Genomic DNA, 23,693 nt, shown 5'->3' with positions numbered 1-23,693 from the left:
GCCGCGCCCTGTTCCCGGCCCGGCCGCAACCGTTCGGCGGCCTGTGGAGTGCGCCGGCTCGCCCGTCCGCACGACCTTTGTCGCTTGCTCAGCCGCCGGAGGCGACCCGCCCGCCGGCGTGGGCACGGGGGCCGGAGCGCAGCGCGAGGGCGCACCACACGGCCGCGACGGTCAGCGCCGCCACGATCATCGCGCCCAGCAGCGGCGCCTCCGGCCGCCAGCCCAGCGAGAGCCTGGTGCCCAGGGCGGTGAGGCCGGCCGCGATCCGCCCCGCGGCGTGGACCGGCACCCTGGCGGCGGTGGCCCGCAGCGCTGCCGCCGCCACCAGACCGGTCGCGGCCCAGAGGGCCAGGTAGGGCAGGACGGGGCCGGGAGCGGCGGACGGCAGCCCGTACTCCTCCGGGCCGATCCGGAAGAAGGCGCTCGCCCATCCCGGGCCGAGGCCGAGGAGGGTGACGCCCGCCACCCACAGGGCATGGCGCCTCCGTGGGCCGGGCCGCACGGTGCCTTCGGGGTCGTCGGTGCCGGTGGGGTCGAAGAGTGCGCTCACGCCCAGGAGGACGCGGATCGGTGGCGACGCGTTGCCCCGTCGGGGCATCGTCCTCCGCCCGTGGTGCGCCGACGGCCGCCCGGCTCCCGGCGGCAGCGCCGGTGCGACGCCGCGGATGACGTCGATCGGGTGGGCGACGGGGACGCGCCGTTACGACGGGACGGCGGCGCCGGTGCGCGGTTCGTCGGTCTCCGGCTCCTGCGGCGCGTCGCTGAGCTGCTCGCGCAGGTAGTTCCAGACCACCGCGAGCAGCGCGGCCATCGGGACCGCCAGCAGGCTGCCCACGATGCCGGCCAGGCTGCCGCCCAGCGTCACCGCCAGCAGGACCACCGCCGCGTGCAGGCCGAGCCCACGACTCTGGATCATGGGCTGGAACACGTTGCCCTCGAGCTGCTGCACCACGACGATGATCGCCAGCACGATCAGCGCGTCCGTCAGGCCGTTCGACACCAGCGCGATGAGCACCGCGACCAGACCGGCGAACAGGGCGCCCACGATCGGCACGAACGCGGAGACGAAGGTCAGCACCGCCAGCGGGAGCACCAGGGGTACCCCGAGGATCCACAGGCCGAGGCCGATGAGGACGGCGTCGAGCAGGCCGACGAACGCCTGGGACCGCACGAACGCGCCCAGGGTGTCCCAGCCGCGCGCGGCCACGATCGGGACGTCGGTGGCGAGCCGGCCGGGGAGCTGACGGGTGAGCCACGGCAGGAACCGCGGGCCGTCCTTGAGGAAGAAGAACATCAGGAAGACGGCCAGGACGGCGGTGACCACACCGTTGAACACGGTGCCCACTCCCGTGACGACAGTGGTGACCATGCTGCCGGCGCTGTCCTGGATGCGGGCGATCGCTGTGTCGAGCGCGCCTGTGATCTGGTCGGCGCCGATGTTCAGCGGCGGTCCGGCGGCCCACTCGCGCAGCCTCTGGATGCCTTCGACCACGCCGTCGGCGAGTTCGCCGGACTGGGACGCCACCGGCACCGCGATCAGCGCCACGATGCCCGAAGCGACCAGGAGGAACAGCACGGTCACCGCCGACGCGGCCAGGGCGGGGCGCCACCCGTGCCGACGGAGGAAACGCGTCAGGGGCCACGTCAGTGTGGTGAGGAGCAGACCCACTATGAGCGGCCAGACCACCGACCACATCCGGCCCAGAACCCACAGGGCCACCGCGGTCATCACAAGGACGAGCAGCAACTCAACGGAGACACGCGCCGATGTGCGCAGCGCGGCGGCGGCTTTTGTGGAATTCAGCGTGGCAGACATGGGATCACCCTATGGGCATTGCGGTCGCCCTTCGGTATCGCTCCCGGTCGGGAGCGGCAGCCCCGCCGCAGTCGGCGGACGCGTATCGAAACAGCGGACGGCCCGTCAGGTGCCCGGAAGGGAGGAGGGACGCCCGGGGAGTGTCCGCAAAGCAGCGTCGCCCGCCCGCAGGCCGGGCGTCCGGGGCACCCTCGGGCGAAGCTCCGGGGGAGTGCGTGCCAGGCGTCGACGGACGGACGGGACTTCGAGGACACGACCTGGGCGTGGTGCCGGTGCGCTGCCTCAGTCACGCACACGGGCTTGGCGCTGCCGTCGAACGGTGAACGCGGAAGACGGTGCCCCGAGCCGGTCCGGACCACGTCCGCCGGCGGGCCGTGTCCGTCCCACGCCCACCCGGTTGGGGGCTCGTGGACCGTGGCTCGCCCGCCGGCCGTGCGACCTCGTCGGGATCCGGTCGACGCCCCGGGCCGGTACCCGTCTCCGCGTGGGCGCGGCCATGGGCGCCGGTTGAGCTCAGCCCTGCCCGCCGAGCCAGAGATCGGGGCCGAAGACCTCGTAGTGCACGGCCCGTGCGGGCACGCCGCGCCGGAGCAGATCGCCGCGCAGGGCGCGCATGAACGGCAGCGGGCCGCAGAGGTAGGCGTGCAGCCCCTCGGGGAGTTCCAGGCCGGTGAGGTCGACGCGGCCCCGGGTGGCGCGCCGGTCGGTGCCGGGATCCTCGTACCAGAGGTGGAGTTCGGCGTGCGGGAGCGCCTCGACCAGGCGGCGCTGCTCGTCCCGGTGGGCGTGGTCGGCGGGAGCGCGGTCGGCGTGGACGACGGTCACGGGGCGGGCCGGCGCGGTGGTGGCGAGGTGGTCGAGCATGGCCAGCATCGGGGTGCCGCCGATCCCCGCGGACGCCAGCAGGAGGGGGCCGTCGCCGTCGGGCAGGACCAGGTCGCCGAAGGGGACGGAGACGGTGAGCACGTCCCCGGTGCGGGCGTGGGCGTGGAGCCAGGAGGAGACCTCGCCCTCGGGGCCCGGCCCGCCCGGCACGCGCTTGACGGTGATGCGCCACTGTGCGCGGTCCGGCCGGTGGGCCGGGACGGCGGCGGAGAGGCTGTACTGGCGGATCTGCCGGGCTCCGTCGGGCAGGAGCACCTGGACGCCGACGTACTGGCCGGCACGGGCCGGGGCGACGGGACGGCCGTCCGCGCGGCGCAGGGTGAGGGAGACCGCGTCGGGGGTCTCCTCATGCCGTCCGGTGATCTCCATGCGCTGCCAGACCTCCCCCTCGGGGACGCCTGCCTCCTGGTAGAGGCGGGCCTCGACGGCGATCAGGGCGTTGGCCATCAGCCAGTAGACCTCGTCCCAGGCGGTGGCCACCTCGGGGGTGACCGCGTCGCCGAGTACGCCGGCGATGGCCGCGAACAGGTGGCGGTGCACGGTCTTGTACTGGTCGGAGGTGACGCCCAGGGAGGCGTGCTTGTGGGCGATCCGGGCGAGCATCGCGTCGGGCCGCGTCCCGGGGTGCTCCAGCAGCATGCCGGCGAACGCGGCGATGGAGCCCGCGAGCGCCCTCGGCTGCTCCCCCGTGGCCTGGTTCCCCCGGTTGAAGAGGTCGCGCAGCAGCTCGGGATGGGCCTCGAAGAGGCCCCGGTAGAAGAGTTCGGTGATGTCATCGAGGGCGGCGCCGACGACGGGGAGGGTGGCGCGGATGACGGGAATGGACTGCTCGGAGAGCACAGCCGCTCCTGAATTGGTAGAAGATCTTCGCATTAAAGGGTGGGGGGGTCCCCGTGGACGACGGGTGCGCGGGGGTGGTTACGGCGCGCGGCCGACGAGTCCGATGAGCACCGGACCCGTCGGTGAGGCCACCAGATCGCGCACGGTGAGGGGATCCAGCGTGGCGTAGAAGGCCTGCTGCGCGTCGCGCAGGGCGTGGCGGAGTCTGCAGGCCCCGCGCAGCGGGCAGGGGGCGTCGCCCTCACAGGCGGCGACCTCGCCGTCGCCCTCCAGTTCGCGCACCAGCCGGCCCACGGAGGCGCTCCGGCCGGCTTCGGTCAGGGCGAGCCCACCGCCGCGCCCCCGCCGGGCCTCGACCACGCCGAGGGCCTGGAGCCGGGCGACGGCCTTGGCCATATGGGCGTAGGACACGTCCATGGCCTGAGCCACCTCCCGGGTGGTCAGGGATTCGCTCGTCCCGGGGACCGCGAGGCGCATCACGGCGCGCAGCGCCAGGTCGGTGAACTTCGTCAGCCGCACGTCCCGACGCTAACAAATGCGCATGTGGCGTTCGCATTTGGGGTCGCGGCAGCGCGGCGTCCGGCCCCGGAACGAAGTGGCGCGTCGAACGGTGGCATCGGATGGCTGATTCAAGCAGCGGCTCCCCCGGTTCCGGGTCTCCCGCCGACCCCCCGGACCCGCTGCCGAGGATCTTGTGCGATGTACGGGCGCTCACGCATCCCGACCCCGACCCGGATGCGGAAGCGAAGCTCGGCCAGGCGTTCGGCCCGGAACGGGCGGGGGCGGCGCCGTGGCGGCCGGCCGAGCCCGGGCGGCAGCTCGACGCCGATGTCGTCCGCGCCCCGCCGGGGGGGGGCGGGTCGGTGCGTACGTGGAGCCGGAGCTGGGCGTCCTGCTCCTCGTCGTCGAGGGTGAGGGCGCCCCGGTCGCCGCCGACGGGTCGACGCCCCTGCGCGCGGGCAGCCGGGCGTGGGCCCCCCACGGCTCCACGCGCGGCCTGGTGAACCGGACCGGGTCTGATGACGGTGCACCGCCGTCGCCCCGGGATGCGGGTCCAACCCACGCCCGGCACCATCACGTAGACGGTGCCGCAAGGCGAACCGGACCGGGACCGGACCGGGACCGGGAACGGCTGCCGCATTACGCCGGTGAGGTGGCAGGCGGGGCGGGAGGAGCGCGTACACGCCGGTCGAGGACCGCGCCTTGCGCAAAATGTTCGACGCCCGCTGAACTTGCTGTTGCGTCTTCGCCTCAGGGGGTAACCGTCACACTCACCCTCAGCTTTCATGGAGGCAAACGCATGACGTTCAATCCGCTGGAGCAGCGAGGCATCCCGCTGGACCGCCAGATCAGGAACTGGCGCGAGCTGAACGTGGCCCCGATCGACCCCGACCACTGCGACCCGTACACCCGGTGCCGGATCATCACCATGAACGGCATCGAGGTCGAAGCCATCCTGTTCAGCCACAACCTGGCACGGAACACGATCGACCCCGAGGTCAAGCGGCAGCTGGCACAGACCCGCTACATCGAGGCTCAGCAGCAGAAGGTCGTGAACTGGCTGCTGCCCGGAGTGTCGTCGGTCCTGGAGACGACCATCGCGTACGAGCAGGTCGCGGTGGACCTGACGGCGTGGGTGGCCCGGATGGAGCCGGACCCGTACCTGAAGCAGGCGTACCAGTTCGGCGTCCTGGAGGACTTCGACCACCTGTACCGGTACGCGAACCTGTACGAGATGATCGAGCACCGCAAGGCCGAGTCGATCGTCGACAACCTCACCGAGGTCATCCCGGGGCGGCCGACGAAGTACCACCACCGTCACCCGTTCGACAACGTCCGCGACCCCTACGACCGCACCACCACGAACCCGCTGTCGAAGCTGCACGCGCTGACCGTCATGTCGGCCGAGCAGCAGACGATGAACTTCTACATGAACACCGGCCCCACCTACATGGAGCCGATCGCCCGTCAGCTGTACCAGGAGATCGGGCTCATCGAGGAGGAGCACGTCACCCACTACGAGTCGCTCGTCGACCCCGGCGAGACCTGGTGGGAGCAGCTCGTCAACCACGAGTACAACGAGTGCTACCTGTACTACTCGTTCATGGAGCAGGAGAGCGACCCCAGGATCAAGGCGATCTGGGAGCTTCACCTCAACATGGAGCTCGAACACCTGCACCTGGCCTGCGATCTGATGCGGCGCCACGACGGCCGGGAGCCCGAGTCGGTGCTCGCGCCGGAGCTGCCCAACGTGCTGACCTTCGAGCCGAACAAGGCGTACGTGCGCGAGCTGCTCGACACCCAGATGGACCTCACCACCCTCGGCGCCGGTTATGTGCGCGAGGCGCACGAGCGGTTCGAGAAGCTGCAGGAGCAGATCCACGGCGGCGAGGAGCCGCCCAGCGAGCGGGTCATGGCCCAGCACGACGAGATGTTCGGCCGCGAGTACCGCGTCGAGACCGAGGGTGAGCACCCCGACCCCGCGATGCGCGAGAAGTGAGGAGGGCGGACGTGTCCGACACGAAGACGCCGCACGCCGGGGACGACAACGCCCCCGACAACGACGTGGTCGCGCTCCTCATGCGCCAGCACGGCGACATCCGCAACCTCTTCGACGAGGTCGAGCGGAGCACCGGGGACGCCCGCCGGGAGGCCTTCCGGAACCTCGTGCGTCTCCTCGCCGTCCACGAGACGGCCGAGGAGGAGGTGGTCCACCCCTTCGCGCGCCGTACCATCGCCGGCGGCGATCAGGTGGTGAAGGACCGCCTCGCCGAGGAGAAGGACGCCAAGGAAACGCTGTCCATGCTCGATGACATGGACCCCGACGACCCGAAGTTCCTTCCCCGGCTCCTGGCGCTGCGCCAGGACGTCCAGTCCCACGCGCGGGCCGAGGAGCGGTACGAGTTCATCCACATCCGGCGCAGCACGGACGTCACCCAGCTGGCCGCGATGGCCAAGGGTGTCAAGGCGGCCGAGGCGATGGCGCCCACGCGCCCGCATCCGGGCGTGGAGTCCGCCGCGGCCAATGTCGCGCTGGGCCCGGTCGCCGCACTGATGGACCGGACGAAGGACGCGGTGCGAAAGGCCATGGGCAAGGACGGCTGAGCCGCCGCCTCCCCGCATGGTGGTCCGATGGCATCGGCCCGCGGGTGGAGTGGTCCCCACTCCACCCGCGGGCCGTTGTGGTCGCGAGGCCGTTGTGGTCGCGCTGTACGACGCTGTGGGCGGCGCGTCAGGGTGCGTCGGGCCGCTCCGTGTCTTCGGCGTGCGCCTTCCCCGGTTCTCCCGCGCCGGTGCGCTCGGTGTCGCGCGCGGGCCGTGCTCCGCGAGAGCGTTCGCGCTCTTCGTCCGGGGTGACGTCGTTCTCGCCGGTCACACGCTCCAGCGGCGACTTCTCGCGCTCTTCCCGCTGTCCAGGCTCTCCCATGGCTCCTCCTGGATGGTGCCTCGGCCCTCGCCGGCTCGGCGGGCGCCGCACGACGGGTTCCCCTCGCGGCACGGTGAAACCGTGACCGGGCGAAACCCGCGGTTCAGGCCCCGATCTCCGCCGCCATGGTCCGTAGCGTCGTCGCGAGCGTCCGTACCTCATGGTCCGAGGGGGTGGAGGTGCCCAGCCGCCCGACCAGGTCACCGCGCGAGAGGAGTACCGCGGCACCTCGGTACGCGTCGGAAGCGCGCTCGGACGGAGCAACGACCTGTGCCCTCCCCTCCAGCAGGACCAGCGCGGCGTCGTCGTCGCCCGCGTCGAGCAGTTCGCGGACATGGCTCTCATTGATCATCGGCAGTGGCCTCCCTACGGATCCGGCCACCCGGGTACCCGTCCGCCCTCCACTCATCCGTGGCGCGAGGCCGGGGCGCGAGGCCGGCGTGCCCGAGGGGCCGGGTGGCACCGCGGCCAGGAGGTCGCGGACGACGAGGCCGGCGGAGGCACCGCCGGTGCCCCCGTTCTGGACGACGCGGGCCACGGCGGCGTTGCCGCGACGGGCGACGATCCAGCCATTGCCGGGCTGCTCCTCGGGCCCCTCGGCGGTGCCCCCCTCTCGATGACGGCGCCGGGAAGGCCCGCCAGGACGCTCGCCGTGCCGTCGGCGGCGGCGGCGCGCGTCATCTCGCGCAGTTGCCTGACGCCTTCCGCGGGAGCGGGGTGGTGGCCGGCCGGGCCCCGTGCCCGGGGCCCGGTCCGGCGCCGGGGACGGCCCCCGGCGGGTGCATCACGCCGCCGTCCGGGCGCGGGCGAATCTCAAGGACGTGTCGAAGCACCGCTCGACCTCCCGGTCGGAGAGGCCGGCCCAGGCGTGGTCGGCGCCGGGGACCGGGCGGAAGTCCACCTCCACACCGGCGTCGCGCAGGGCTGCCGCGAGCCGGGCGCCCTGGGCCAGGGGGATCGCGGCGTCATCGGTGCCGTGGAGGATGAGGAACGGCGGCGCGTCGGCGGTGACGTGGGTGACCGGGCTGGCCGCGCGGGCGCGGTCGGGCGCGTCGGCGATCGCCGCCCCGATGAGCAGGGCTTCGCGGGTTCCGGGGTCGGCGGGGTCGTAGGCGCCGGGCGGGGTGGCCTGGGCGGGCAGGGTGGTCAGGTCCATCGGTCCGTACCAGGCGACGCAGCCGCTGACCGGAGTGGGGGCGGTCAGCGCGAGCAGGGCGGCCAGATGGGCGCCCGCCGATTCGCCCCAGGCCACGATCCGGCGGGTGTCCAGGCCGAGCTCGGCGGCCCGGGTGTGCAGCCAGGCGAGGGCGGCGGTGACGTCGTCGAGTTGGGCGGGGTAGATCGCCTCGCCGCTCAGCCGGTAGTCGACGCCGGCGACGGCGAACCCGGCCCGGGCGAGCCGGGCGAACGGTCCCGGCCGCCAGTCCCGCATGCGCGGTCCCATGTCCCCGCGGGTGCCGGCGCGCCATCCACCGCCGTGGAGGTGGACGATGACGGGCCATCCACCGTGCGGCTCATCCCGCGGCTCTTCGGGCAGCCACAGGTCGAGTTCGAGGGGACGGATGCCGGCGGGGGCGGAGTAGACGGCGCCGCGCAGCAGCCGGACGCCCCCAGCGAGGTGCGCGGGCGGCGGCAGGGGAAGCCGGGCGGGGGGCGGCGGGGTGAGGAGGGCGACGAGTTCGGGCGGGAGGAGCACGGAGTTCTCCAGGACGGTGGCCGGGGTGGGCGAGCGGGCCCGGGCATCGGGTGGCGGGTTGCGGGTCCATCGGCTTCCGGGTGCCACCGGCGGTGAGGGCGGAGGACGTCGGCGTCCCGCGGCCGACAGTCGGGGCTCCGGAAGCGATCACCGAAAAGTAACGTCAGGTTTCCTGACGGTCAAGCGTCGAAAGCGGCTGCCACCCCCCTCAACCGTCAGGTAGCCTGACGTATCTTGTCGGCCCCAACTCCCGGAGGTTTCCATGACCATGGAGTTCGCCACCCGCTACCGCTCGCGCTCGCACATACCCCCCGAGCCGGGCACGCCGTACTTCATCGAGAAGGGCATGGGCGACCGCGCCCACCTGATCGCCGACCTGGTCACCGTCTACGCCGGCGGCGAACAGACCGAGAACAGCTTCAACTTCTTCACGGTCGAAGGCCCCAAGGGCGACCTGATCCCCGCCCACGTCCACGCCGACACCTACGAGGTCTTCTACGTCACCGACGGCGCGGTCCGCCTCTTCGTCGAGGACCTCCGGGGCGAGCAGCGGGAAAAGCTGCTCACCAGCGGCGACTTCGGCTTCGTACCCAAGAACTGCCCGCACGCCTACCGCATCGAGCGCCACCACAGTCGGGTCGTCGGCGTGGCCGCCGGCCCCGGCGTCACCTTCGAGCGGTTCTTCGAGAACCTCGGCGCCCCGACCGAGGAGATCGGCCTGCCCCACCAGCCGCGCTTCCCCGGCCCCGACAGGTTCCGCGCCGCCGAGGAGAACTTCGACGTCCGCTACCTGCCCGACCACCGGTGGCGCACCGGCAACTGACCGATGATCCATGTGCAGCGCTGCCGGCGGGGGCGCTGGTCGGTGCCCTGTACGCGGCGTCGCGGGCGACGGCGGCTGACCGGGAACGCCCGGTGGACTTCTGCTTCGCCTGCGCGACCGGCTTCGACAACCTCCAGACATGCCAGCGCTGCGGAGCCGTGCGGCCGACGGAGGAAGAGCACCGCTGCCCTCTCAGCCGGAGGCCCCTGTGAACCGCCCGACCCCCGAGGTCACCTCCGCCCACAGCACACCGCATATTCGATCCCGTCCCTGCGGAGGCGGCAGTGGCGTGACCCGGGAGCCGTGCGCCCCGGCAGGCCCCCTGGGGCCGTCCGGCACCGTCTCGGGGCCCGTCACCGGCCTCCGCACCCGCGAGGCGGCGGCTGCGCTCGTCTCGCTCGTCGCACCGGGCCTCGCCCGGAGCGGGGATCAGCGGCGGATGCGGGCGATGAGCAGGGCGACGTCGTCGTGGTCGTCGGGGTGCCGCAGTGCGGTCAGGAGGTGGTCGCAGGTGTCCTCCAGGTTGCGGTGCGGACCGGTGAGAAGGGTCAGCAGGGCTTGCAGACGGGTGTCGATGTCCTGGTCGCGGGTCTCGACCAGCCCGTCGGTGTAGAGGACCAGCTGGTCGCCGGGGTCCAGGTCCACCGCGGTGGTGCGGAAGGGCACGCCGCCGACGCCCAGCGGAGCGCCGGTGGGCAGGTCGAGGAGCTCGGGGGTGTGTCCGGGCCGCATACGGACGGGGGGCAGGTGTCCGGCGGTGGAGATGCGGCACTGCGCGCTGTGGGGGTCGTACAGCACATAGGTGCAGGTGGCGATGTACGGATCCAGTCCGGCGGTGATCCTGTCCAGGTTGCGGAGCACCTGCTCGGGACCGAGGCCCAGTCCGGCGAGCGTCTGGGTGGCGGTGCTCAGCCGCCCCATGGTCGTGGCGGCGTTGATGCCGCTGCCCATGACGTCGCCGACGACGAGCGCGGTCATGTCGCCGGGCAGGGGGATGATGTCGTACCAGTCCCCGCCGACCTCGCTGGCGGCCCCCGCGGGCTGGTAGCGGGAGGCGACCTCCAGGCCGAACAGGTGCGGCGGCGGATCGGGCAGGAGGCTGCGCTGGAGGGTCAGGGCCGTGTCGCGCTGCTGCTGGTACCAGCGGGCGTTGTCGATGCACACCGCCGCACGGGCGGCCAGTTCGCCGGCCAGGAGGGCGTCGTCCTCCGTGAAGGGCAGGGGATTGCGGGCCCGTACGAGGTCGAGGGCGCCGAGGACTTCACCGCGCGCGATCAGGGGCACGGCCAGGTAGGAGTGGACGCCGGCCCGGGCCAGCAGGGCCGCGGCACGCGGGTCGCGGGCGATGAGGGACAGGTCGGTCTCCCCCACGTGGGGGACCATGACGGGCCGGCTCGTGTTGACGCACCGCGTCACCAGGCGGTCGGCGTCGTAACGGGCCGGCTGCCCCGGAGGGTCGGCGGCGTCGGCGGCGGTGGTGGGGTAGGCGGCGGCGACGGCCAGGGCCCTGAACAGGGCGGGTCCGTGAGCGGGAACAGTGGTGCGGTGGCCGGTCAGCGCCGAGTCGAGGACGTCCACCGCGGCCATGTCGGCGAGCTCGGGCACGGCGACATCGGCCAGCTCACGGGCGGTCTGCTCCAGGTCCAGCGTGGTACCGATGCGCACGGAGGCGTCGGCGACCAGGGCCAGCCGGTGCCGGGCCCGCTCGGCTTCCAGGGCGGCACGGTGCCGGTCGGTCACGTCCACCACTGAGATACCCACGCCCAGCACCGTCCCGCCGGGGTCCTCCAGCCGGTAGTACGACACCGACCAGGCGTGCTCGGTGTCGGGGTCGGCCTCGGTGCGGCCGACGGTGTACTGGTCCAGCTGTGGGACGCCGGTGGCCAGCACCCGACGCATCACTGCCTCGACGCTGTCGGCGTCCAGGAACGGCAGCGCCTCCCGCGCGCTCCGGCCGAGGTGCTCCTCCGCGGCCAGTCCGTTCAGCCGCTCCAGCGCCGGGTTGACCATCACGTACCTGAGGTGGGTGTCCAGGACGGCCAGCCCGATCGGGGACTGGTCGACCAGCCGCACGGACAGCGCCAGGTCCCGCTCCACACGCCACAGCGTGTCCCGATCGGTGGCCAGCCCCAGGGCGTACAGATCACCGCGGTCGTCCTGCAACCGCATGTTGCGGAACTCCAGCAGCCGCGTACCGCCGTCCCTGTGCTTCGCGGGGAAGACGCCCGCCCAGCTCCCCTCACCGCTCATCACCTCGGCGAACAACCGCAGCACAAGATCGACGTGCTCGTCCGCCACCAGCAGCTGGGCCGCGAACCGGCCCAGCGCCTCCTCGGCGCTGAAGCCCAGCAACGCCTGGGCCTGCGGGCTCCAGAACACGATCCGCCCGTCCGCGTCCATGACGACCGCCGCCACGCCCAGCACGTCCAGCAGCCCGCCCCGCGCAGACGGACCCACCTCCACCCCGCCGGCAGGAGCCGGATCGGGCGGGAACCCCTCTGCACCCATGGCCGGCGCTCCTTCCACCCGCGGTGGCGGCGATGACGCCGCTCCCGACGGCAGGCGACGTGACGACTTCCATCGTCTCTCCGCACCCGTGACCGCCGCAGCCCCTGCGCCCGAGCCGCCGCCGGCAGGACGGCGCCACGTGGCCGGAGCGTTCAGGGTGCGGCTGTCCTGATGCCGACGGTGACGTCGACATCGCGCGTCGGGGTGAGGAACGTGGCCGACCGGCACTCGGCGAGTGATTCGATCGGTACCAGCGCGGCGTCGAGCTGGGCCGGGCCGGCGCTGCCGAGGGCCTCGGTCGTGGCCGATCCGCCGAGCGCCCGGTCCAGGGCAGGGCAGCCCGCGATCCTGTCGGCGCGGTCGTCCGGGTTCGGGCTTCTCGCGAAACGGTTCCCCAGCTCGGCCGAGCTGAGCAGCGCCTCCCGCGATCGCGCGGGTGACACCGGTGCCGGGGCGTCCGGCGGGGGCGCCGCACCGGTTGGCGGGGCCTGCGGTGTGCCGGCGCCCGGGTGCGTCGCCGCGCCGTCCGGCTCGTGACCCGCCGCCCGCGGAACAGCCCGACGCGAGCACCGCTGCGGCCAACACTGGCGACAGGCGCTTCGGCGGCTGGTCGGCCGGGGCAGCAACTCCGCGCAGGCGTACGGGATACGGCGATGATCACGACCATCCCCCGTGGCCCCGGGTGTACGGCGGGCAGCGCGACGGGGCGCGGAGCGGACCCGGCGGGCGGTCGGGGAAACGTCCGGGCCCCCTGAGCGCCATGCTCAGGGGGCCCGTCAGTCGGCCGGTACGTCAGGCGACGGTGATGTTCTCCGCCTGCGGGCCCTTCTGGCCCTGCGTGACGTCGAAGGTCACGGCCTGGCCTTCCTGGAGCTCACGGAAGCCGGAGGAGTTGATGTTGGAGTAGTGCGCGAAGACGTCCGGACCGCCGCCGTCCTGCGCGATGAAACCGAAGCCCTTTTCGGAGTTGAACCACTTCACGGTTCCGCTGGCCATGCTCGTGCCTCTCAGTCGATATCGGATCCGCACCGCGCGGACCCGGAGGTGATCGCCCTGGTCCCGCACTGCACACAGCAAAGCGCTCACGCCGGAGCGTGAGCGGGTACCGCGAACCACGACATCTGACAGTGACGCTACACCGCGAAGCGGTCCCCCACCAGAGAGCAACGACCATGGTTTCCCCCGCGGCGTCACAGATCCGCCCCAACCGGGTCCGCCGGCCCGGTCCCCGCGCCGCGTGATGGACCATGTGTCCCATCGGCCGGTCACCGGCGCTTCGTCGCGCGCTGTGCGGCGCGACGACATGTCCGGCGGCCGTGACCCAGCGCGGTGATCGCTGCCGCTCCCCGCGTGACCGCCCGTGCGCCGTGCGCGCCGGGCTCGCCCATCGGAGTGTCGTTCCTCGATCGCCCCGCCCCTCTCCCCCCGTACGGCTCATCCAGCGGCAACCGGCAAAAAGACCTCCTGGCGGGCGACGGCTCGGAAGAGACGGTCCGAGCCCATCGGCTTCGGGAGAACCCGCGGCGGTCGCCGGCACGGCGCACAGGGGCCGCCGACCTGACACCGACCTCGCCGCGTCGAGCCAACCGTCCAGGCCTTCGACCTTCGTGCTCCACTCGGCGCGCGGTCCGTGCTCGGCGGGGTTGCGTACAGCCCCCGCGGGACAAAACCCGGGGAGGGGCGTGCCCCACGAGAGGCGCGTCGGGCCACAAGGGGGACGGGCTGATGGTGGACGACACCGGGGCACAGAACACGCCGGGCACACCGGACACGGCCGGGTCGTCGCGTCCGGGCGGAGCGGTGGCACCGGCCCGGACACGGCCCGGGCGACGGGTGGTTGCCGCCGGGCGGCGGTTCGCCGGAACGGCGGCCGGGGTGTGGGTCGCCGCGCTCCTGGTCGTCGGCTTCCGACTGGACGGACCGGCTGACCGGCAACTGGCCGCCGTGGCGCTGGTGGCGGCGTTCACCGGCGCGGCGGTGCTGATCGTTCCCTGGCCGGTCGGGCATCTTCTGGGACGGGCGTTACGGCGCAATCAGCGGCGCATGGCCCAGGAGCCCGACTTCGCCGCCTCGGACTGGGAGTTCTTCGCTCCCATGCGCCGGCACATGGTGCTCGTGGCGCTGCACATGCTCGTCGGGCTGGTGACGTTCGCGGTGGTGTCCCCGGTGGCGCTGTGGGCCGCGGTACGGGTCTGTCGGGCCGCGGGGCTGTCGGCGGAGCTGACCGGGCTGTGGCCCGTGGTCGTGTCCGGCGTTCTCGTCATCGCCGTCGCGACGGTGACCCGTCTGCTGTTCGCCCTGCTCCGCAAGCGCTCCAGAGGTGCCGCCGTACGCGGCCTCTTCGCCGTCGCGCTCAACGCGGGCGGCCTCGCGCTCGCCGTCGCGCTCCTGGACGGCGTACGTCTCGACGGCCCGGGCCGGTGGCAGGCGCTCACCCTGACCGCGCTGTCGTGCCTCTTCCAGTTGCGGCTGCGGCTCACCCTCACCCTGCCCGTGCCCGGTGTGGCGTCGCTCCTCCTCGTCGCGGCCAACGCGGTCGCGTTGTGGTTGATCTGCCAGGCCACCACCCTGATGGAGCTCCGGCTGCACATCGACGGCCTCTGGCCCCTGATGGGGACCGCCGCGCTCATGTGGGTCATGGAATGGCCGGCCCGGCTCGCCGACCGGCACGCGGAGAACGCCCATCGGCCACCGCCGGTGCCGTACGACCCCTTCCCCCCGGATCACATGTTCCCCACCGGTCCGCTGTACTGACAGCCCGGGCCCGCCCGGATCCGCCTCCGGCGGCGGGGCGCCGTAATCCCTCGAAAGAGTGAACCGACGCGTTCGAACGTCACTCAACCACTCCCGCCCGAGCATCCCTCACCCAGCACCCATGAGGGGAACGTTTGTCCAAAATCTGCCCCTGATTCGCCCGTTACGGGCGCCCGTCGGGTCCGTGTATTGGAGCACCGGAACCCGTGACACACCCATCCGGAGGGCCCGATGGCCCCTGCCCCGACCCCCGCGAACCGGCCTGCGGAGTTCGAACGCACCGGGAGGTTCGGGAGCCATGCGGCCCACGGCGCGGACCGGGTTGACGCGTGTCCGGTGCGCGGTCGTCCCACGTCCCGCCCGGAAGCAACGCGTCCCGGAGATGGGTGGGGGGCGGGACGGGCGCCGGCGAGCAGTCAGGGCCCCCGCACACCGCTGCGCCCGCGCCCCGGCCTCGGCCTCGGCCTCGGACGGGGAGGTGACGGACGATGACGCAGCGCTTCTCCGCCCACGTCGACGTCCACCTCATCCTGCGCCGCACCGGCGGCCACGCCGAAGAGGTGCTGCTGTCCCGCCGGGCCGGTCCGGTGTACGCGAGCGGGCTGCTCCACCTGCCCTCCGAACAGGGCGAGATGACATGGGCACCGCTCGCGGCGCTGCCGGACGACATGGTGGCGTACTGCCGTGCCGGACTGGACGCCCACCGCCAAGGCGCCGGCGTGGCCCTGCGCTTACAGCGCCCCGGCGATCCGATCGCCTACGACAGAAGCGCCGATCGCCTCCAGCCGGTGCCCGCCGCGTGGGGTGCCGGGGCGCCGTTCGACCGGCCGTGAGGAAAAAAACGCCGTACGGTTCGTACTGCTGCGTGTGCCCCGGCCGCTCGTGCTGCCGGGCAGGGAGTGCCCTTGGCGCGCAGGCGTCGAAGCCATGACGGCCGGGGGGCGGCTGCTGTCACAGAGCCCGGTGACGGCCGTGCCCGCGCAGCCGGGGCGGCGGACCGGGCCCGCTGTCGCTTCGGTCCGGGAACCGCCATACCGCCGCACGCTGACCGCCATCGCCGGGGCGGGCTCCGGCGGGCCGGGGGATCACGGGGTCGCCGCGTTTCGCCCCGACGGCGGCAGCAGCACGATCAGCGCCATACTCAGCACGATGACCACCCCGGACGCGAAGAAGGCGCTCGCGTAGCCCGAGTTCAGGGCGTCCAGGCCGGTCCCGGCCCGGTCGGTGCGGGCAGCGGCGAGGGACGACAGGACGGACAGTCCGAGTGCGCCGCCCATGGTGCGCGAGGTGTTGACGAGACCTGCCACCACCCCCGCCTGCTCCGGGGGCACGCCCGTGGTGGCGAAGACCGACTGGAGCGTCATCATCAGCCCCGCGCCGAAGGAGAACGCGATGCCGGGACCCAGCAGGCTGACCAGGAAGGTGCCGTCGGCCCTCATGGCCGCCTGCCAGAAGAAACCCACCGCCGTCAGCACACCGGCGAGCGTGAGGAGCGAGCGTCCGCCGATCCAGCGCGTCATCCGGGGCGCGAGCTGGGCGGAGAGGATGACGGCCAGGGTGTGCGGCAGCAGAGCGAGCCCGGTTTCCACGGCTGAGTACTTCAGCACGTTCTGCATGTACAGCGACAGGAAGTACCACATCGCGTAGAAGGCCATGCCGCTGATCATGGTGATGGCGTTGGCCACTGACACCGACCGCACGCGGAACACCCCGAGAGGGGTGAGCGGCTCGGCCGCACGGCTCTCCACCGCGAGGAACGCCCCCAGCGCGATGACGCCGAGGAGCAGGAACCCCAGGGCCCGCGCCGAGCCCCAGCCGTGCGTTTCCGTCTGGGCGGTGCCGTAGGCCAGGCTGCCCACGCCGAGCGTCGCCAGGACGGCTCCGGGAACGTCGAGCCGACGCCGGCCCGACTCCTTGGTCCTGCTCTCCGTAAGCCACACCGCCGATGCCACGATCACGATCAGCCCCAGCGGAACGTTGATCAGCAGGACCCAGCGCCAGGAGAGGTAGTCGGTGAGCACGCCCCCGATGACCCCGCCCGCCGCGCCACCTCCCGTTCCCACGGCTGTCCAGGTTCCGATCGCGCGGACGCGTCCGGCGCCCTCCGGGAAGGTGGTGGTGAGAATCGTGAGGGTGGCGGGCGACAGCACGGCCGCACCAAGGCCCTGCACCGCCCGGGCGACGATGAGCATCCATGGCGAGGTCGCCAGTCCACCGAGCAGGCTCGCTGCCGTGAAGATCCCGAGCCCGAGGACGAAGACGCTCTTGCGCCCGAACAGGTCGGAGGCACGGCCGCCCAATAACAGGAAGCCGGCAAAGGTGATCACATAGGCGTTGACGACCCACTGCAGGCTTTCCGCACCGATGTCGATCCCCGCACGGATGGATGGCAATGCGACGTTGATCACCGAGATGTCGAGGACAACGACGAACTGTCCCACGCACGCGGCGAACACAGCGATCCACGCGGGTCCGCCACCGCGCTGCTCGGCCCGGACGGGACCGGGTTCGGAGGTCATTTGTGACATGGCCCGCCATTCTGCCAACGCCTCACGGGCCGACAGCCACATTCCGCCATCTCAGCGAACGGGCCGCAGCGCCACCACGAGCAGATGACCGAACTCCTTGACCTCTGTCATGTCGGCCGGGTTGAACTGCTGGACCAGCTCGCCGCCGTAGTCGGCCGCCAGTTGCTGCGCGGAGCCGCTGATCCGCGCGGACAGCTCGACGAAGGTACGGCGCAGGGTGGGCTCACTGATGTCGGTCAGCTCCTCGAACCACAACCCCGCCTGGCGCAGCAGGGGCGGGTAATCCTCCGCCTGAACCATCGTCATCATGAACTCGCGCAGATACCGCTCGACAGCGGGCCGCCCTGAGTCGGGGATCGGCGCTCGTTCGAAGAAGTCGGTGAGCACGAGCCTGCCGCCCGGCCGGAGCACTCGGGCCACCTGCCGCAGGACGTGGGCGCGGTCGGGCATGTGGATGATGGACTCCAGGGCGATGACGGCGTCGAAGGAGTCGTCGGCGAACGGCAGATCCATCGCGTCGGCCCGTTCGAAGCGGACCCGGCCCGCCAGGTCCTGGTCGGCGGCCAGCGCCCTGGCCCGCTCGACCTGCTTGGGGCTGATGGAGATGCCGGTGACGTCCGCGCCCGTGCGGCCGGCGATCCGGAGGGCGGGGCGGCCCGTGCCGCAGCCGAGGTCCAGCACCCGGGAGCCGGGGCGCAGGTGCAGACGGTCCGTCATCAGGTCGGTCAGCCGGTCGGTCGCCTCGTCCAGCGGAACGGGGCTGTCCGGGGTGTCCCAGTACCCGAAGTGCAGGTTCTCGCCCAGCGTGGCACTGCCGAGGTCGGTGTAGCGGTCGTAGAGCCGGCCGACCTCGTCGGGGACGGGCAGAGTGGGCGGAGCGGGCTGCTGTGCCATCGGGCGCCTTCCTGGTCTGGCGTAGGGGCGGGAAAACGGGGCTGGTCGGGGTTTCCGGTGGTCTCAGGTCAGTTTGAGGTCCTGGTAGACGGCGTCGGCTATCCGGAGGATGCGTTCGCGGTGCCGCTCGTGCTCCACCTTGCCGTTCAGATGGACGGCCACGGTGAGGCGGGCCTCCGGGTCGGCGAAGACGACGGCGGTCCACAGCCCGTCGTGACCGAAGGCACGGGGCGAGGCATGGCGCGAGAAGCTCGTGTACTCGGGGCCGAGCGAACGGCATTCGAGACGGAAACCGAAGCCCCAGTCGGCGTTTCCGTACCGGTCGTTCAATCCGGTCCGGTGACGGGCGGTGAGGGCGGCCACAGTCGTCGGCGCCAGGACGCGCCCGCCGGGGGCGGTCCCCTCATTCAGCAGCATCTCGAACAGGCGGCCGAGATCACTGAGGGGGCCACGGGTATTCACTCCGGGGACACAGCGGGTGGTGGCGCCGCGCGTCGACCAGAAGTAGGTGGGCTGCGGTACGTCACCCAGGTTGGACACATGGATGAGCGGGAGCCGGTCGCCGTACGCCGCGTAGTCCTCGGGGGTCAGACACACCCTGGTGCGGTCCATGCCACAGGGGCGCAGGATCTTCTGTTCGACATAGGGGACGTAGTCGCGGCCGTCGATGGCGGGCAGCAGGCGGGCCAGCACGAACCAGGCCCACCACTGGCTGTAGTTGATGCCCGGCCGGTCCTCGGAGGGGGTGAGCGGGACCGGCACGTCGAGGGCGCGCCGCAGCCGTTCCGTGTCCGGGCCCGTCACCACCCCGTGCAGCGGGTCCAGGCCCGTCGGCACCGGTCCGGTGTGGCAGAGCAACTCCATCGCGGTGATGCGGGACTTGCCCCTGGTGCCGAACTCGGGCAGGTAGTGGGCGACCGGACGGTAGGGGTCGAAGTCCCCGGCCTCCCACAGCTGGCCGAGCGCGACCGACAGCAGCGGCTTGGCGCAGCAGTACCACAGGGGTGCGGACCGCGCGGTCAGGGCGACGCCGGGCCGGGCCAGGCCGAGGCCGACGTCGGCCAGAACCCTGCCGTCCAGGGAGGCGTAGAACTGCGCTCCGGGGGTGGAGGCGCCCACCTCGCGGCGCAGCTCCCTCAGGGTGCCGGGCAAGGTGTCGGCGGCCCGGGCGAGGGCCTCGCGGTCGGACTTGGCTGTGCCGGTCTCCTCGCCCCCGATCTCCGGCTCGTCCCACGGCACGTACCCCGGTGGTACGGCGGTGCCGGCGCGCAGGGCGGCGACATGGCCGCTGCGGTCGCGTTGCAGCGCCGCGTCGATGAAGAACAGCAGGCTGAAATTGCCGCTGATCGTGACGTCACCGCCTTCCAGCAGCTCCGCGCGTGGCCGCGCGGCGCCGAGCAGAAGGGTGTACGCGGCGGTGTACGGCAGGGTGATCAGCAGTCCGGGTGGCTCGCCGGTCGCCGGGGTGACCGCGAGCCGGCCGCCCTCGAGGTCGACGCGCACGTCGACCGTGGCGTGGACGCCGGGGGGCGGGTCGGTGACCGTCAGGCGGAGGGCGACGGTGCTTCGCCGGGCGGGGTCCGGTGTGGGATCGAGCCCGGCGGCCAGGGACAGCCAGGCGTCCGACAGATAGCCGGCGGTTGCGGGGAGCGTCGGCACGACTACGCCTCCTCAAAGTCCGTGCCGTGGGCGAGCGCCGGCAGCCGCGGGGCGATCTCCTCGGCGACCCGGCGCAGGCTCTCGGTCTCCGGGTAGTCGCGGAACCACAGAACGAACTCCGTCACCCCGGCGGCGACATAGCGCCCGGAGCGTTCGAGGAGCTGCTCGACGGTCCCGTACAGACTGCGCCGGGCCAGCAGGTCGGGGTGGTGGCTCCAGAACGCCACCACATGCGGGGTGGACAGCCATCGGTCCCGGCTCACCCGGTCCTCGAAGACCCGGCACTCGGCGAGGAGCGCGTGCCGTGTCCGGGCCGGATCCAGGCCGAGTTTCTCCTGTCGTAGCCGGAACTCCGTGACGGCGTGCGCCACTTCACCGGGCTCTCCCTGCCACTGCACGGCGGCGCACTCGCGGACCGCGGCCTCCGGCAGCAGGTCGGCGGCGTCCGGACGGGCCGCGTCCGCCCGGATCACCAGGGGCAGTCGAGGCTGGACCGGGACGGGCACCGCGTGGGCGCCCGCGAGCGTGACGGTTTCGCCGTCGACGGTCGTGCGGGCGCCGGACCACAGCGCCCGCAGCGCCTCGATCGTCTCGGTGAGAGCGGGATCGGTCTCGGCTCCGGGGCGGGCAGTGCCCGCGGCGACGTGTTCCGGCAGGTGTGGGGCCGTGGGCAGTCCCAGGGTGAAGCGGCCACCGGAGATGATGTCGGCGCCTGCCGCCTGCTTGGCGAGCAGGACGGCGTTGCGGTGGGGCGGAGCCGCGCTGAGCAGACCCAGGCCGATGTCATGGACGGTCGCCGCGAGGGCGCCGAGCGCGGTCCAGCACTCGGTCACCGGCTGCGGTTCCCGGCGCGGCAGGGTGTCCGTGCGGTCCTCCAGCCACAGCGTGTCGTATCCGCAGGCGCGGGCCAGCGCGGCGGTGTCGGCCAGGGTCCGCCAGGCGCCGGCTCCGTCGAGCCCGGCCAGTTCGAGGTTGGTGCCCTGCGGGGCGACGACGCTGAAGCGCGGGCGTGGGGCTTCGGGGCTCATCGGGCCGCCCCGCCGGGGACGAGCGCCAGCAGGTCGGCGGGGCGCTCCAAGACGAAGTCGGGGCGCTCCGCCCGCAGTGGATCCGGTGCGGTCTCCCCCCACAGCGCCGCCGCGGTGGCCGTTCCGGCGGCCCGGCCGCTCTGGATGTCGATGACGGCGTCCCCCACCATCACGGCGTCCTCGGGTCCGGCGCCGAGCCGGCGCAGCGCCTCGCGGACGATGTCGGGGGCGGGCTTGGGCCGCGGGACCTCGTCGCTGCCGACGACCGTGTCCAGCAGCGGGAGCAGGCCCACCACCTCCAGGACGGTGCGCGCCCGCGCCCCCGACTTCCCGGTGGCGATACCGGTACGGATGTCGCACTCCCGCAGCCGTTTCAACAGCAGGGGTACGTCCGAGTACACCTCGACCTCGGCGATGAGCCGGTGGCTGGCCTCGACGAACGGCTGCTCCATCTGCGGGGGCAGGCCCATCAGGCGCATGATGTCCGGGAAGTAGCGCCCTTGATGGGTACGGTACTCCTCGAACGGCGGCTCTCCCTCGCCCACGACCTCCCGGTAGGCGATGGCGAACGCCTGGCGCATGACCGCGAAGCTGTCGATGAGCACCCCGTCCAAGTCGAAGACCACCGTGCCGAACTCACGCTGAGCCGTCATCTGCTCCCCGTTCCCTGATAGACCTGACAGAAGCGTCTCCATGTGCGCGGCGGACCGGGCCCCTGCGGCTCAGGTGCGGGCCACGACCTCGGCGAACACCTCGGCGAGCCGGTCCACGGTGGCGGTGTCGGCGAGCAGCACCCGGTGGTGCAGCCACACGCAGTCGCCGCCGATCTCCTCGGCCACCGGGCAGCGCTTGCCGATCTCCTCGGCGTCGCCGGAGTACGGGCCCTGCCAGTAGCCGGTGGTGCGGTAGACCGGAGGGAAGCCGATGAACGCGGGAACGCCGTGCGCGTTCAGCGCGTCCACTACGGCGGCGCGGCGCTCGGGCGTCACCCCGGGGAGCCGCACCATGGTCATGTAGTGCGACTTCACGTCACAGCGGTCGTCCCGGCCCTGCGGCACCACACCCGGGATCCGCGCGAGCGCCGCCGTCAGTTGGCGGGAGCGCTGCTCGCGTACGGCGATCTGCGCCTCCAGCCGCGTCAGTTGCGCCCGCAGAACGGCCGCCGAGAACTCGTTCATACGGTAGTTGGAGCCCTGGGTGAGGTGGGCGTAGACCCGGTCCCCCGGCGGGCGCCCACAGCCGTGCCGCAGATACGCCTGCCGGTGGCTCTCCTCGTCCGGCAGCAGCAGGGCGCCCCCCTCGCCGGCCGTCATCAGCTTGCCGTTCTGGAAGCTGAACGCCGCCATCGAGCCGAACTCGCCCATCCGGCGGCCGCGCCAGCGGGCCGCGTGCGCGTGCGCCGCGTCCTGGAGCACGGTGACGCCGGTCGCTTCGGCGAGTTCCGCCAGCGCGTCGAGGTCCGCGACCTGGCCCGCCATGTGCACCGGCATGACGGCCTTGGTGCGCGGGGTGATGAGCCGTGCGGTGGCCTCGATGTCGAGGCAGTAGGTGTCGGGGTGGACGTCGGCGGGCACCGGGACCGCGCCGAGCTGCTGGACGGCGAGCGAGGACGCTATGAAGGTGAAGGCGGGCACGATGACCTCGTCGCCGGGGCCCACGCCGAGGACGGACAGCGCCAGTTCGAGGGCGTGGGTGCCGTTGGTGGTGGCGACGGCGTACGGCGCCCCGTGCAGCTCGGCGAACTCGCGCTCGAAACCGTCCACTTCGCTGCCGCCGTTGCGCCACCAGCCCTCCTGGTCCAGGGCGCGCAACAGACCCTCGCGCTCCTCGGCACCGGCTTGCGGCCACGCGGGGAACGTCAGGGTGGGCTGGGCCGGAGCGGATGACATAGGCGTGCCTCTCGTCGTCTCGGTCGGTGTGCGGCGCGCGATACGGCGACGACTCCCCGGGGCGGCGTCCGGTCCGGTGGCGGGCGAGGCCGCGGGCCGGGGCGAGCCCGTCGTTCGCGGCGCCGAGGCGGGGCCTTACCGGGCGTCGCGTTGACGAAGGAGTCCGGGTCGGGTCCGACCCGGTCGAGCTGCGCTGACGGAAACGGGCAGACGGTGGCGGGCGATCCGGGTCGCCCGGCGGTCCAAATCCTGCAAGGTCCACTGAACGGCGTCAACACCGCGACGGAGGGGGCGCGTTCGCCGCGGTCCGCACGGTTGCTTTTCTGCCACCCCCACGGCCACCGGACCTTGGCCGGGACACCGCTGCACACCGCACCGGGGCCGGTGTTCTCCGCCGTCCCACCCGCATCACAGGAATGGCCAGAATGCACACCTGAACCGACGTGCAATTCCGCCTATCGTGGTGCCCCGGCAGGAAAACCGTCGATGCCCCGGTCACATTCCCATGCTGCCGTTCGGGGTTCCCCGCAGGCCGGCGGTTGTCCGGACCGGTCGGCAGCCCGCGCCGAGGGCGGTGCCCGCGCAGGCTTCCCTGCCGCTCTCCTTCTGCCCGCCTTCCCCTGCACCTCCGCTCGTCCGGTTCGCGTTTCCCCTGAAAGGACGCTCCGCCGTGGAAGAGATAAAGGCTCGGTTGCGCAAGGTGCTCGTGGACTCCCTGGAACTGTCCATCGAGCCGTCCGACGTCCCCGACCACGGGCTCGTGCAAGCGCTGGGACTCGACTCGATCAACACGATCGAGTTCCTGATCTGGGTCGAAAGCGAATTCGGGGTGGAGATCGCCGATGAAGACCTCTCAATCAAGCTGATCGACGATCTCGATCTGCTCGCCGCCTACGTCAAGGACCGCCTGGACCGCAGCAGCACGCCCACCACCTGACGAACGGAG

Annotated in this window: 22 protein-coding genes; 6 read left to right on the top strand and 16 right to left on the bottom strand. The window is 72.5% G+C overall.

All coding sequences use genetic code 11. The annotated features are described in order from the left end of the window. Positions 1–88: 88 nt before the first annotated feature. The 4 genes from ABZZ38_RS13800 to ABZZ38_RS13785 form a co-directional block, all read right to left on the bottom strand. The gene (locus tag ABZZ38_RS13800; protein ID WP_356739097.1) at positions 89–550 is read right to left on the bottom strand and encodes a hypothetical protein; all 462 of its coding nucleotides are present in this window, start codon (positions 548–550) and stop codon (positions 89–91) included. A gap of 150 nt (positions 551–700) precedes the next feature. After that, on the bottom strand, positions 701–1,816 hold the full coding sequence (locus tag ABZZ38_RS13795; RefSeq protein ID WP_356739095.1) for an AI-2E family transporter: 1,116 nt from the start codon (positions 1,814–1,816) through the stop codon (positions 701–703). Between the two features lie 513 nt (positions 1,817–2,329). After that, positions 2,330–3,541, bottom strand: a complete 1,212-nt coding sequence (locus tag ABZZ38_RS13790) for a globin domain-containing protein (RefSeq protein WP_356739093.1) — start codon at positions 3,539–3,541, stop codon at positions 2,330–2,332. A gap of 78 nt (positions 3,542–3,619) precedes the next feature. Continuing rightward, positions 3,620–4,060, bottom strand: coding sequence for an Rrf2 family transcriptional regulator (locus tag ABZZ38_RS13785; RefSeq protein ID WP_356739091.1), 441 nt, complete (start codon positions 4,058–4,060; stop codon positions 3,620–3,622). A 781-nt stretch (positions 4,061–4,841) separates the two neighbouring features. Here ABZZ38_RS13785 and ABZZ38_RS13780 point away from each other — a divergent pair. Together ABZZ38_RS13780 and ABZZ38_RS13775 are read left to right on the top strand one after the other, a co-directional pair. Next, a complete protein-coding gene (locus tag ABZZ38_RS13780) occupies positions 4,842–6,041 on the top strand; it encodes a hypothetical protein (RefSeq protein WP_356739089.1) in 1,200 nt (399 codons plus the stop codon). Between the two features lie 11 nt (positions 6,042–6,052). Next, positions 6,053–6,646 (top strand): hemerythrin domain-containing protein, encoded by a 594-nt coding sequence (locus tag ABZZ38_RS13775; protein ID WP_356739087.1) that lies wholly within the window; start codon positions 6,053–6,055, stop codon positions 6,644–6,646. Between the two features lie 127 nt (positions 6,647–6,773). Here ABZZ38_RS13775 and ABZZ38_RS13770 read toward each other — a convergent pair whose 3' ends face one another. The 3 genes from ABZZ38_RS13770 to ABZZ38_RS13760 all read right to left on the bottom strand — a co-directional run bounded on the left by ABZZ38_RS13770 (position 6,774) and on the right by ABZZ38_RS13760 (position 8,664). Beyond that, positions 6,774–6,968, bottom strand: coding sequence for a hypothetical protein (locus ABZZ38_RS13770; RefSeq protein WP_356739085.1), 195 nt, complete (start codon positions 6,966–6,968; stop codon positions 6,774–6,776). 103 nt (positions 6,969–7,071) lie between these two features. Then, positions 7,072–7,320, bottom strand: coding sequence for a hypothetical protein (locus ABZZ38_RS13765; protein WP_356739083.1), 249 nt, complete (start codon positions 7,318–7,320; stop codon positions 7,072–7,074). Positions 7,321–7,752: 432 nt separating this feature from the next. Next, entirely contained in the window at positions 7,753–8,664 is a 912-nt protein-coding gene (locus tag ABZZ38_RS13760) for an alpha/beta hydrolase (protein ID WP_356739081.1), read from the bottom strand. 262 nt (positions 8,665–8,926) lie between these two features. On the opposite strand from ABZZ38_RS13760, the gene ABZZ38_RS13755 reads away from it, so the two are divergent. Further along, positions 8,927–9,487: a quercetin 2,3-dioxygenase gene (locus ABZZ38_RS13755; RefSeq protein WP_356739079.1), complete on the top strand. Its 561-nt coding sequence runs from the start codon at positions 8,927–8,929 to the stop codon at positions 9,485–9,487. A 429-nt stretch (positions 9,488–9,916) separates the two neighbouring features. Here ABZZ38_RS13755 and ABZZ38_RS13750 read toward each other — a convergent pair whose 3' ends face one another. The 3 genes from ABZZ38_RS13750 to ABZZ38_RS13740 form a co-directional block, all read right to left on the bottom strand. Continuing rightward, positions 9,917–11,995 (bottom strand): SpoIIE family protein phosphatase, encoded by a 2,079-nt coding sequence (locus ABZZ38_RS13750; RefSeq protein WP_356739077.1) that lies wholly within the window; start codon positions 11,993–11,995, stop codon positions 9,917–9,919. Between the two features lie 152 nt (positions 11,996–12,147). Continuing rightward, positions 12,148–12,438, bottom strand: a complete 291-nt coding sequence (locus ABZZ38_RS13745; RefSeq protein WP_356739075.1) for a hypothetical protein — start codon at positions 12,436–12,438, stop codon at positions 12,148–12,150. Between the two features lie 349 nt (positions 12,439–12,787). After that, complete coding sequence (locus ABZZ38_RS13740; protein WP_356739073.1) at positions 12,788–12,991, bottom strand: cold-shock protein; 204 nt, start codon at positions 12,989–12,991, stop codon at positions 12,788–12,790. A gap of 729 nt (positions 12,992–13,720) precedes the next feature. Between ABZZ38_RS13740 and ABZZ38_RS13735 the strand changes: the two genes are divergently transcribed. Both ABZZ38_RS13735 and ABZZ38_RS13730 read left to right on the top strand, forming a co-directional pair. Further along, entirely contained in the window at positions 13,721–14,749 is a 1,029-nt protein-coding gene (locus ABZZ38_RS13735; RefSeq protein WP_356739071.1) for a hypothetical protein, read from the top strand. A gap of 488 nt (positions 14,750–15,237) precedes the next feature. Then, entirely contained in the window at positions 15,238–15,582 is a 345-nt protein-coding gene (locus tag ABZZ38_RS13730) for a hypothetical protein (protein WP_356739069.1), read from the top strand. A gap of 252 nt (positions 15,583–15,834) precedes the next feature. Here the strand turns inward: ABZZ38_RS13730 and ABZZ38_RS13725 are convergent, their stop codons facing one another. The 6 genes from ABZZ38_RS13725 to ABZZ38_RS13700 all read right to left on the bottom strand — a co-directional run bounded on the left by ABZZ38_RS13725 (position 15,835) and on the right by ABZZ38_RS13700 (position 22,747). After that, positions 15,835–17,268 carry an MFS transporter gene (locus tag ABZZ38_RS13725; RefSeq protein WP_356739067.1) on the bottom strand — a complete coding sequence of 478 codons (1,434 nt, stop codon included), beginning with the start codon at positions 17,266–17,268 and terminating at the stop codon, positions 15,835–15,837. A 60-nt stretch (positions 17,269–17,328) separates the two neighbouring features. Then, positions 17,329–18,171: a methyltransferase domain-containing protein gene (locus ABZZ38_RS13720; RefSeq protein ID WP_356739065.1), complete on the bottom strand. Its 843-nt coding sequence runs from the start codon at positions 18,169–18,171 to the stop codon at positions 17,329–17,331. A gap of 63 nt (positions 18,172–18,234) precedes the next feature. Continuing rightward, entirely contained in the window at positions 18,235–19,830 is a 1,596-nt protein-coding gene (locus tag ABZZ38_RS13715; protein WP_356739064.1) for a serine hydrolase domain-containing protein, read from the bottom strand. Between the two features lie 2 nt (positions 19,831–19,832). After that, on the bottom strand, positions 19,833–20,858 hold the full coding sequence (locus ABZZ38_RS13710) for an LLM class flavin-dependent oxidoreductase (protein ID WP_356739063.1): 1,026 nt from the start codon (positions 20,856–20,858) through the stop codon (positions 19,833–19,835). Further along, the gene (locus ABZZ38_RS13705; RefSeq protein ID WP_356739062.1) at positions 20,855–21,511 is read right to left on the bottom strand and encodes an HAD-IA family hydrolase; all 657 of its coding nucleotides are present in this window, start codon (positions 21,509–21,511) and stop codon (positions 20,855–20,857) included. The genes ABZZ38_RS13710 and ABZZ38_RS13705 overlap by 4 nt, the downstream gene beginning before the upstream one ends. 69 nt (positions 21,512–21,580) lie before the next feature. Further along, complete coding sequence (locus tag ABZZ38_RS13700; RefSeq protein WP_356739060.1) at positions 21,581–22,747, bottom strand: DegT/DnrJ/EryC1/StrS family aminotransferase; 1,167 nt, start codon at positions 22,745–22,747, stop codon at positions 21,581–21,583. A 670-nt stretch (positions 22,748–23,417) separates the two neighbouring features. Between ABZZ38_RS13700 and ABZZ38_RS13695 the strand changes: the two genes are divergently transcribed. Then, the gene (locus ABZZ38_RS13695; RefSeq protein WP_356739057.1) at positions 23,418–23,684 is read left to right on the top strand and encodes a phosphopantetheine-binding protein; all 267 of its coding nucleotides are present in this window, start codon (positions 23,418–23,420) and stop codon (positions 23,682–23,684) included. Positions 23,685–23,693: the final 9 nt, after the last annotated feature.

The organism is Streptomyces sp. NPDC006368 (assembly GCF_040612535.1).
Taxonomy (GTDB): Bacteria; Actinomycetota; Actinomycetes; order Streptomycetales; family Streptomycetaceae; genus Streptomyces.
The sequence above is the reverse complement of the archived record's forward strand: the minus strand, read 5'-3'. Positions and strand labels throughout refer to the sequence as shown.

Excerpts from the sequence above, each read along its gene's own strand:
- ABZZ38_RS13755 (WP_356739079.1), top strand. The coding sequence starts at position 8,927 with ATGACCATGGAGTTCGCCACCCGCTACCGCTCGCGCTCGCACATACCC.
- ABZZ38_RS13780 (WP_356739089.1), top strand. The coding sequence starts at position 4,842 with ATGACGTTCAATCCGCTGGAGCAGCGAGGCATCCCGCTGGACCGCCAG.
- ABZZ38_RS13710 (WP_356739063.1), bottom strand. The coding sequence starts at position 20,858 with ATGAGCCCCGAAGCCCCACGCCCGCGCTTCAGCGTCGTCGCCCCGCAG.
- ABZZ38_RS13770 (WP_356739085.1), bottom strand. The coding sequence starts at position 6,968 with ATGGGAGAGCCTGGACAGCGGGAAGAGCGCGAGAAGTCGCCGCTGGAG.
- ABZZ38_RS13795 (WP_356739095.1), bottom strand. The coding sequence starts at position 1,816 with ATGTCTGCCACGCTGAATTCCACAAAAGCCGCCGCCGCGCTGCGCACA.
- ABZZ38_RS13725 (WP_356739067.1), bottom strand. The coding sequence starts at position 17,268 with ATGACCTCCGAACCCGGTCCCGTCCGGGCCGAGCAGCGCGGTGGCGGA.
- ABZZ38_RS13740 (WP_356739073.1), bottom strand. The coding sequence starts at position 12,991 with ATGGCCAGCGGAACCGTGAAGTGGTTCAACTCCGAAAAGGGCTTCGGT.
- ABZZ38_RS13720 (WP_356739065.1), bottom strand. The coding sequence starts at position 18,171 with ATGGCACAGCAGCCCGCTCCGCCCACTCTGCCCGTCCCCGACGAGGTC.
- ABZZ38_RS13705 (WP_356739062.1), bottom strand. The coding sequence starts at position 21,511 with ATGACGGCTCAGCGTGAGTTCGGCACGGTGGTCTTCGACTTGGACGGG.
- ABZZ38_RS13765 (WP_356739083.1), bottom strand. The coding sequence starts at position 7,320 with ATGATCAATGAGAGCCATGTCCGCGAACTGCTCGACGCGGGCGACGAC.
- ABZZ38_RS13700 (WP_356739060.1), bottom strand. The coding sequence starts at position 22,747 with ATGTCATCCGCTCCGGCCCAGCCCACCCTGACGTTCCCCGCGTGGCCG.
- ABZZ38_RS13750 (WP_356739077.1), bottom strand. The coding sequence starts at position 11,995 with ATGGGTGCAGAGGGGTTCCCGCCCGATCCGGCTCCTGCCGGCGGGGTG.
- ABZZ38_RS13730 (WP_356739069.1), top strand. The coding sequence starts at position 15,238 with ATGACGCAGCGCTTCTCCGCCCACGTCGACGTCCACCTCATCCTGCGC.
- ABZZ38_RS13735 (WP_356739071.1), top strand. The coding sequence starts at position 13,721 with ATGGTGGACGACACCGGGGCACAGAACACGCCGGGCACACCGGACACG.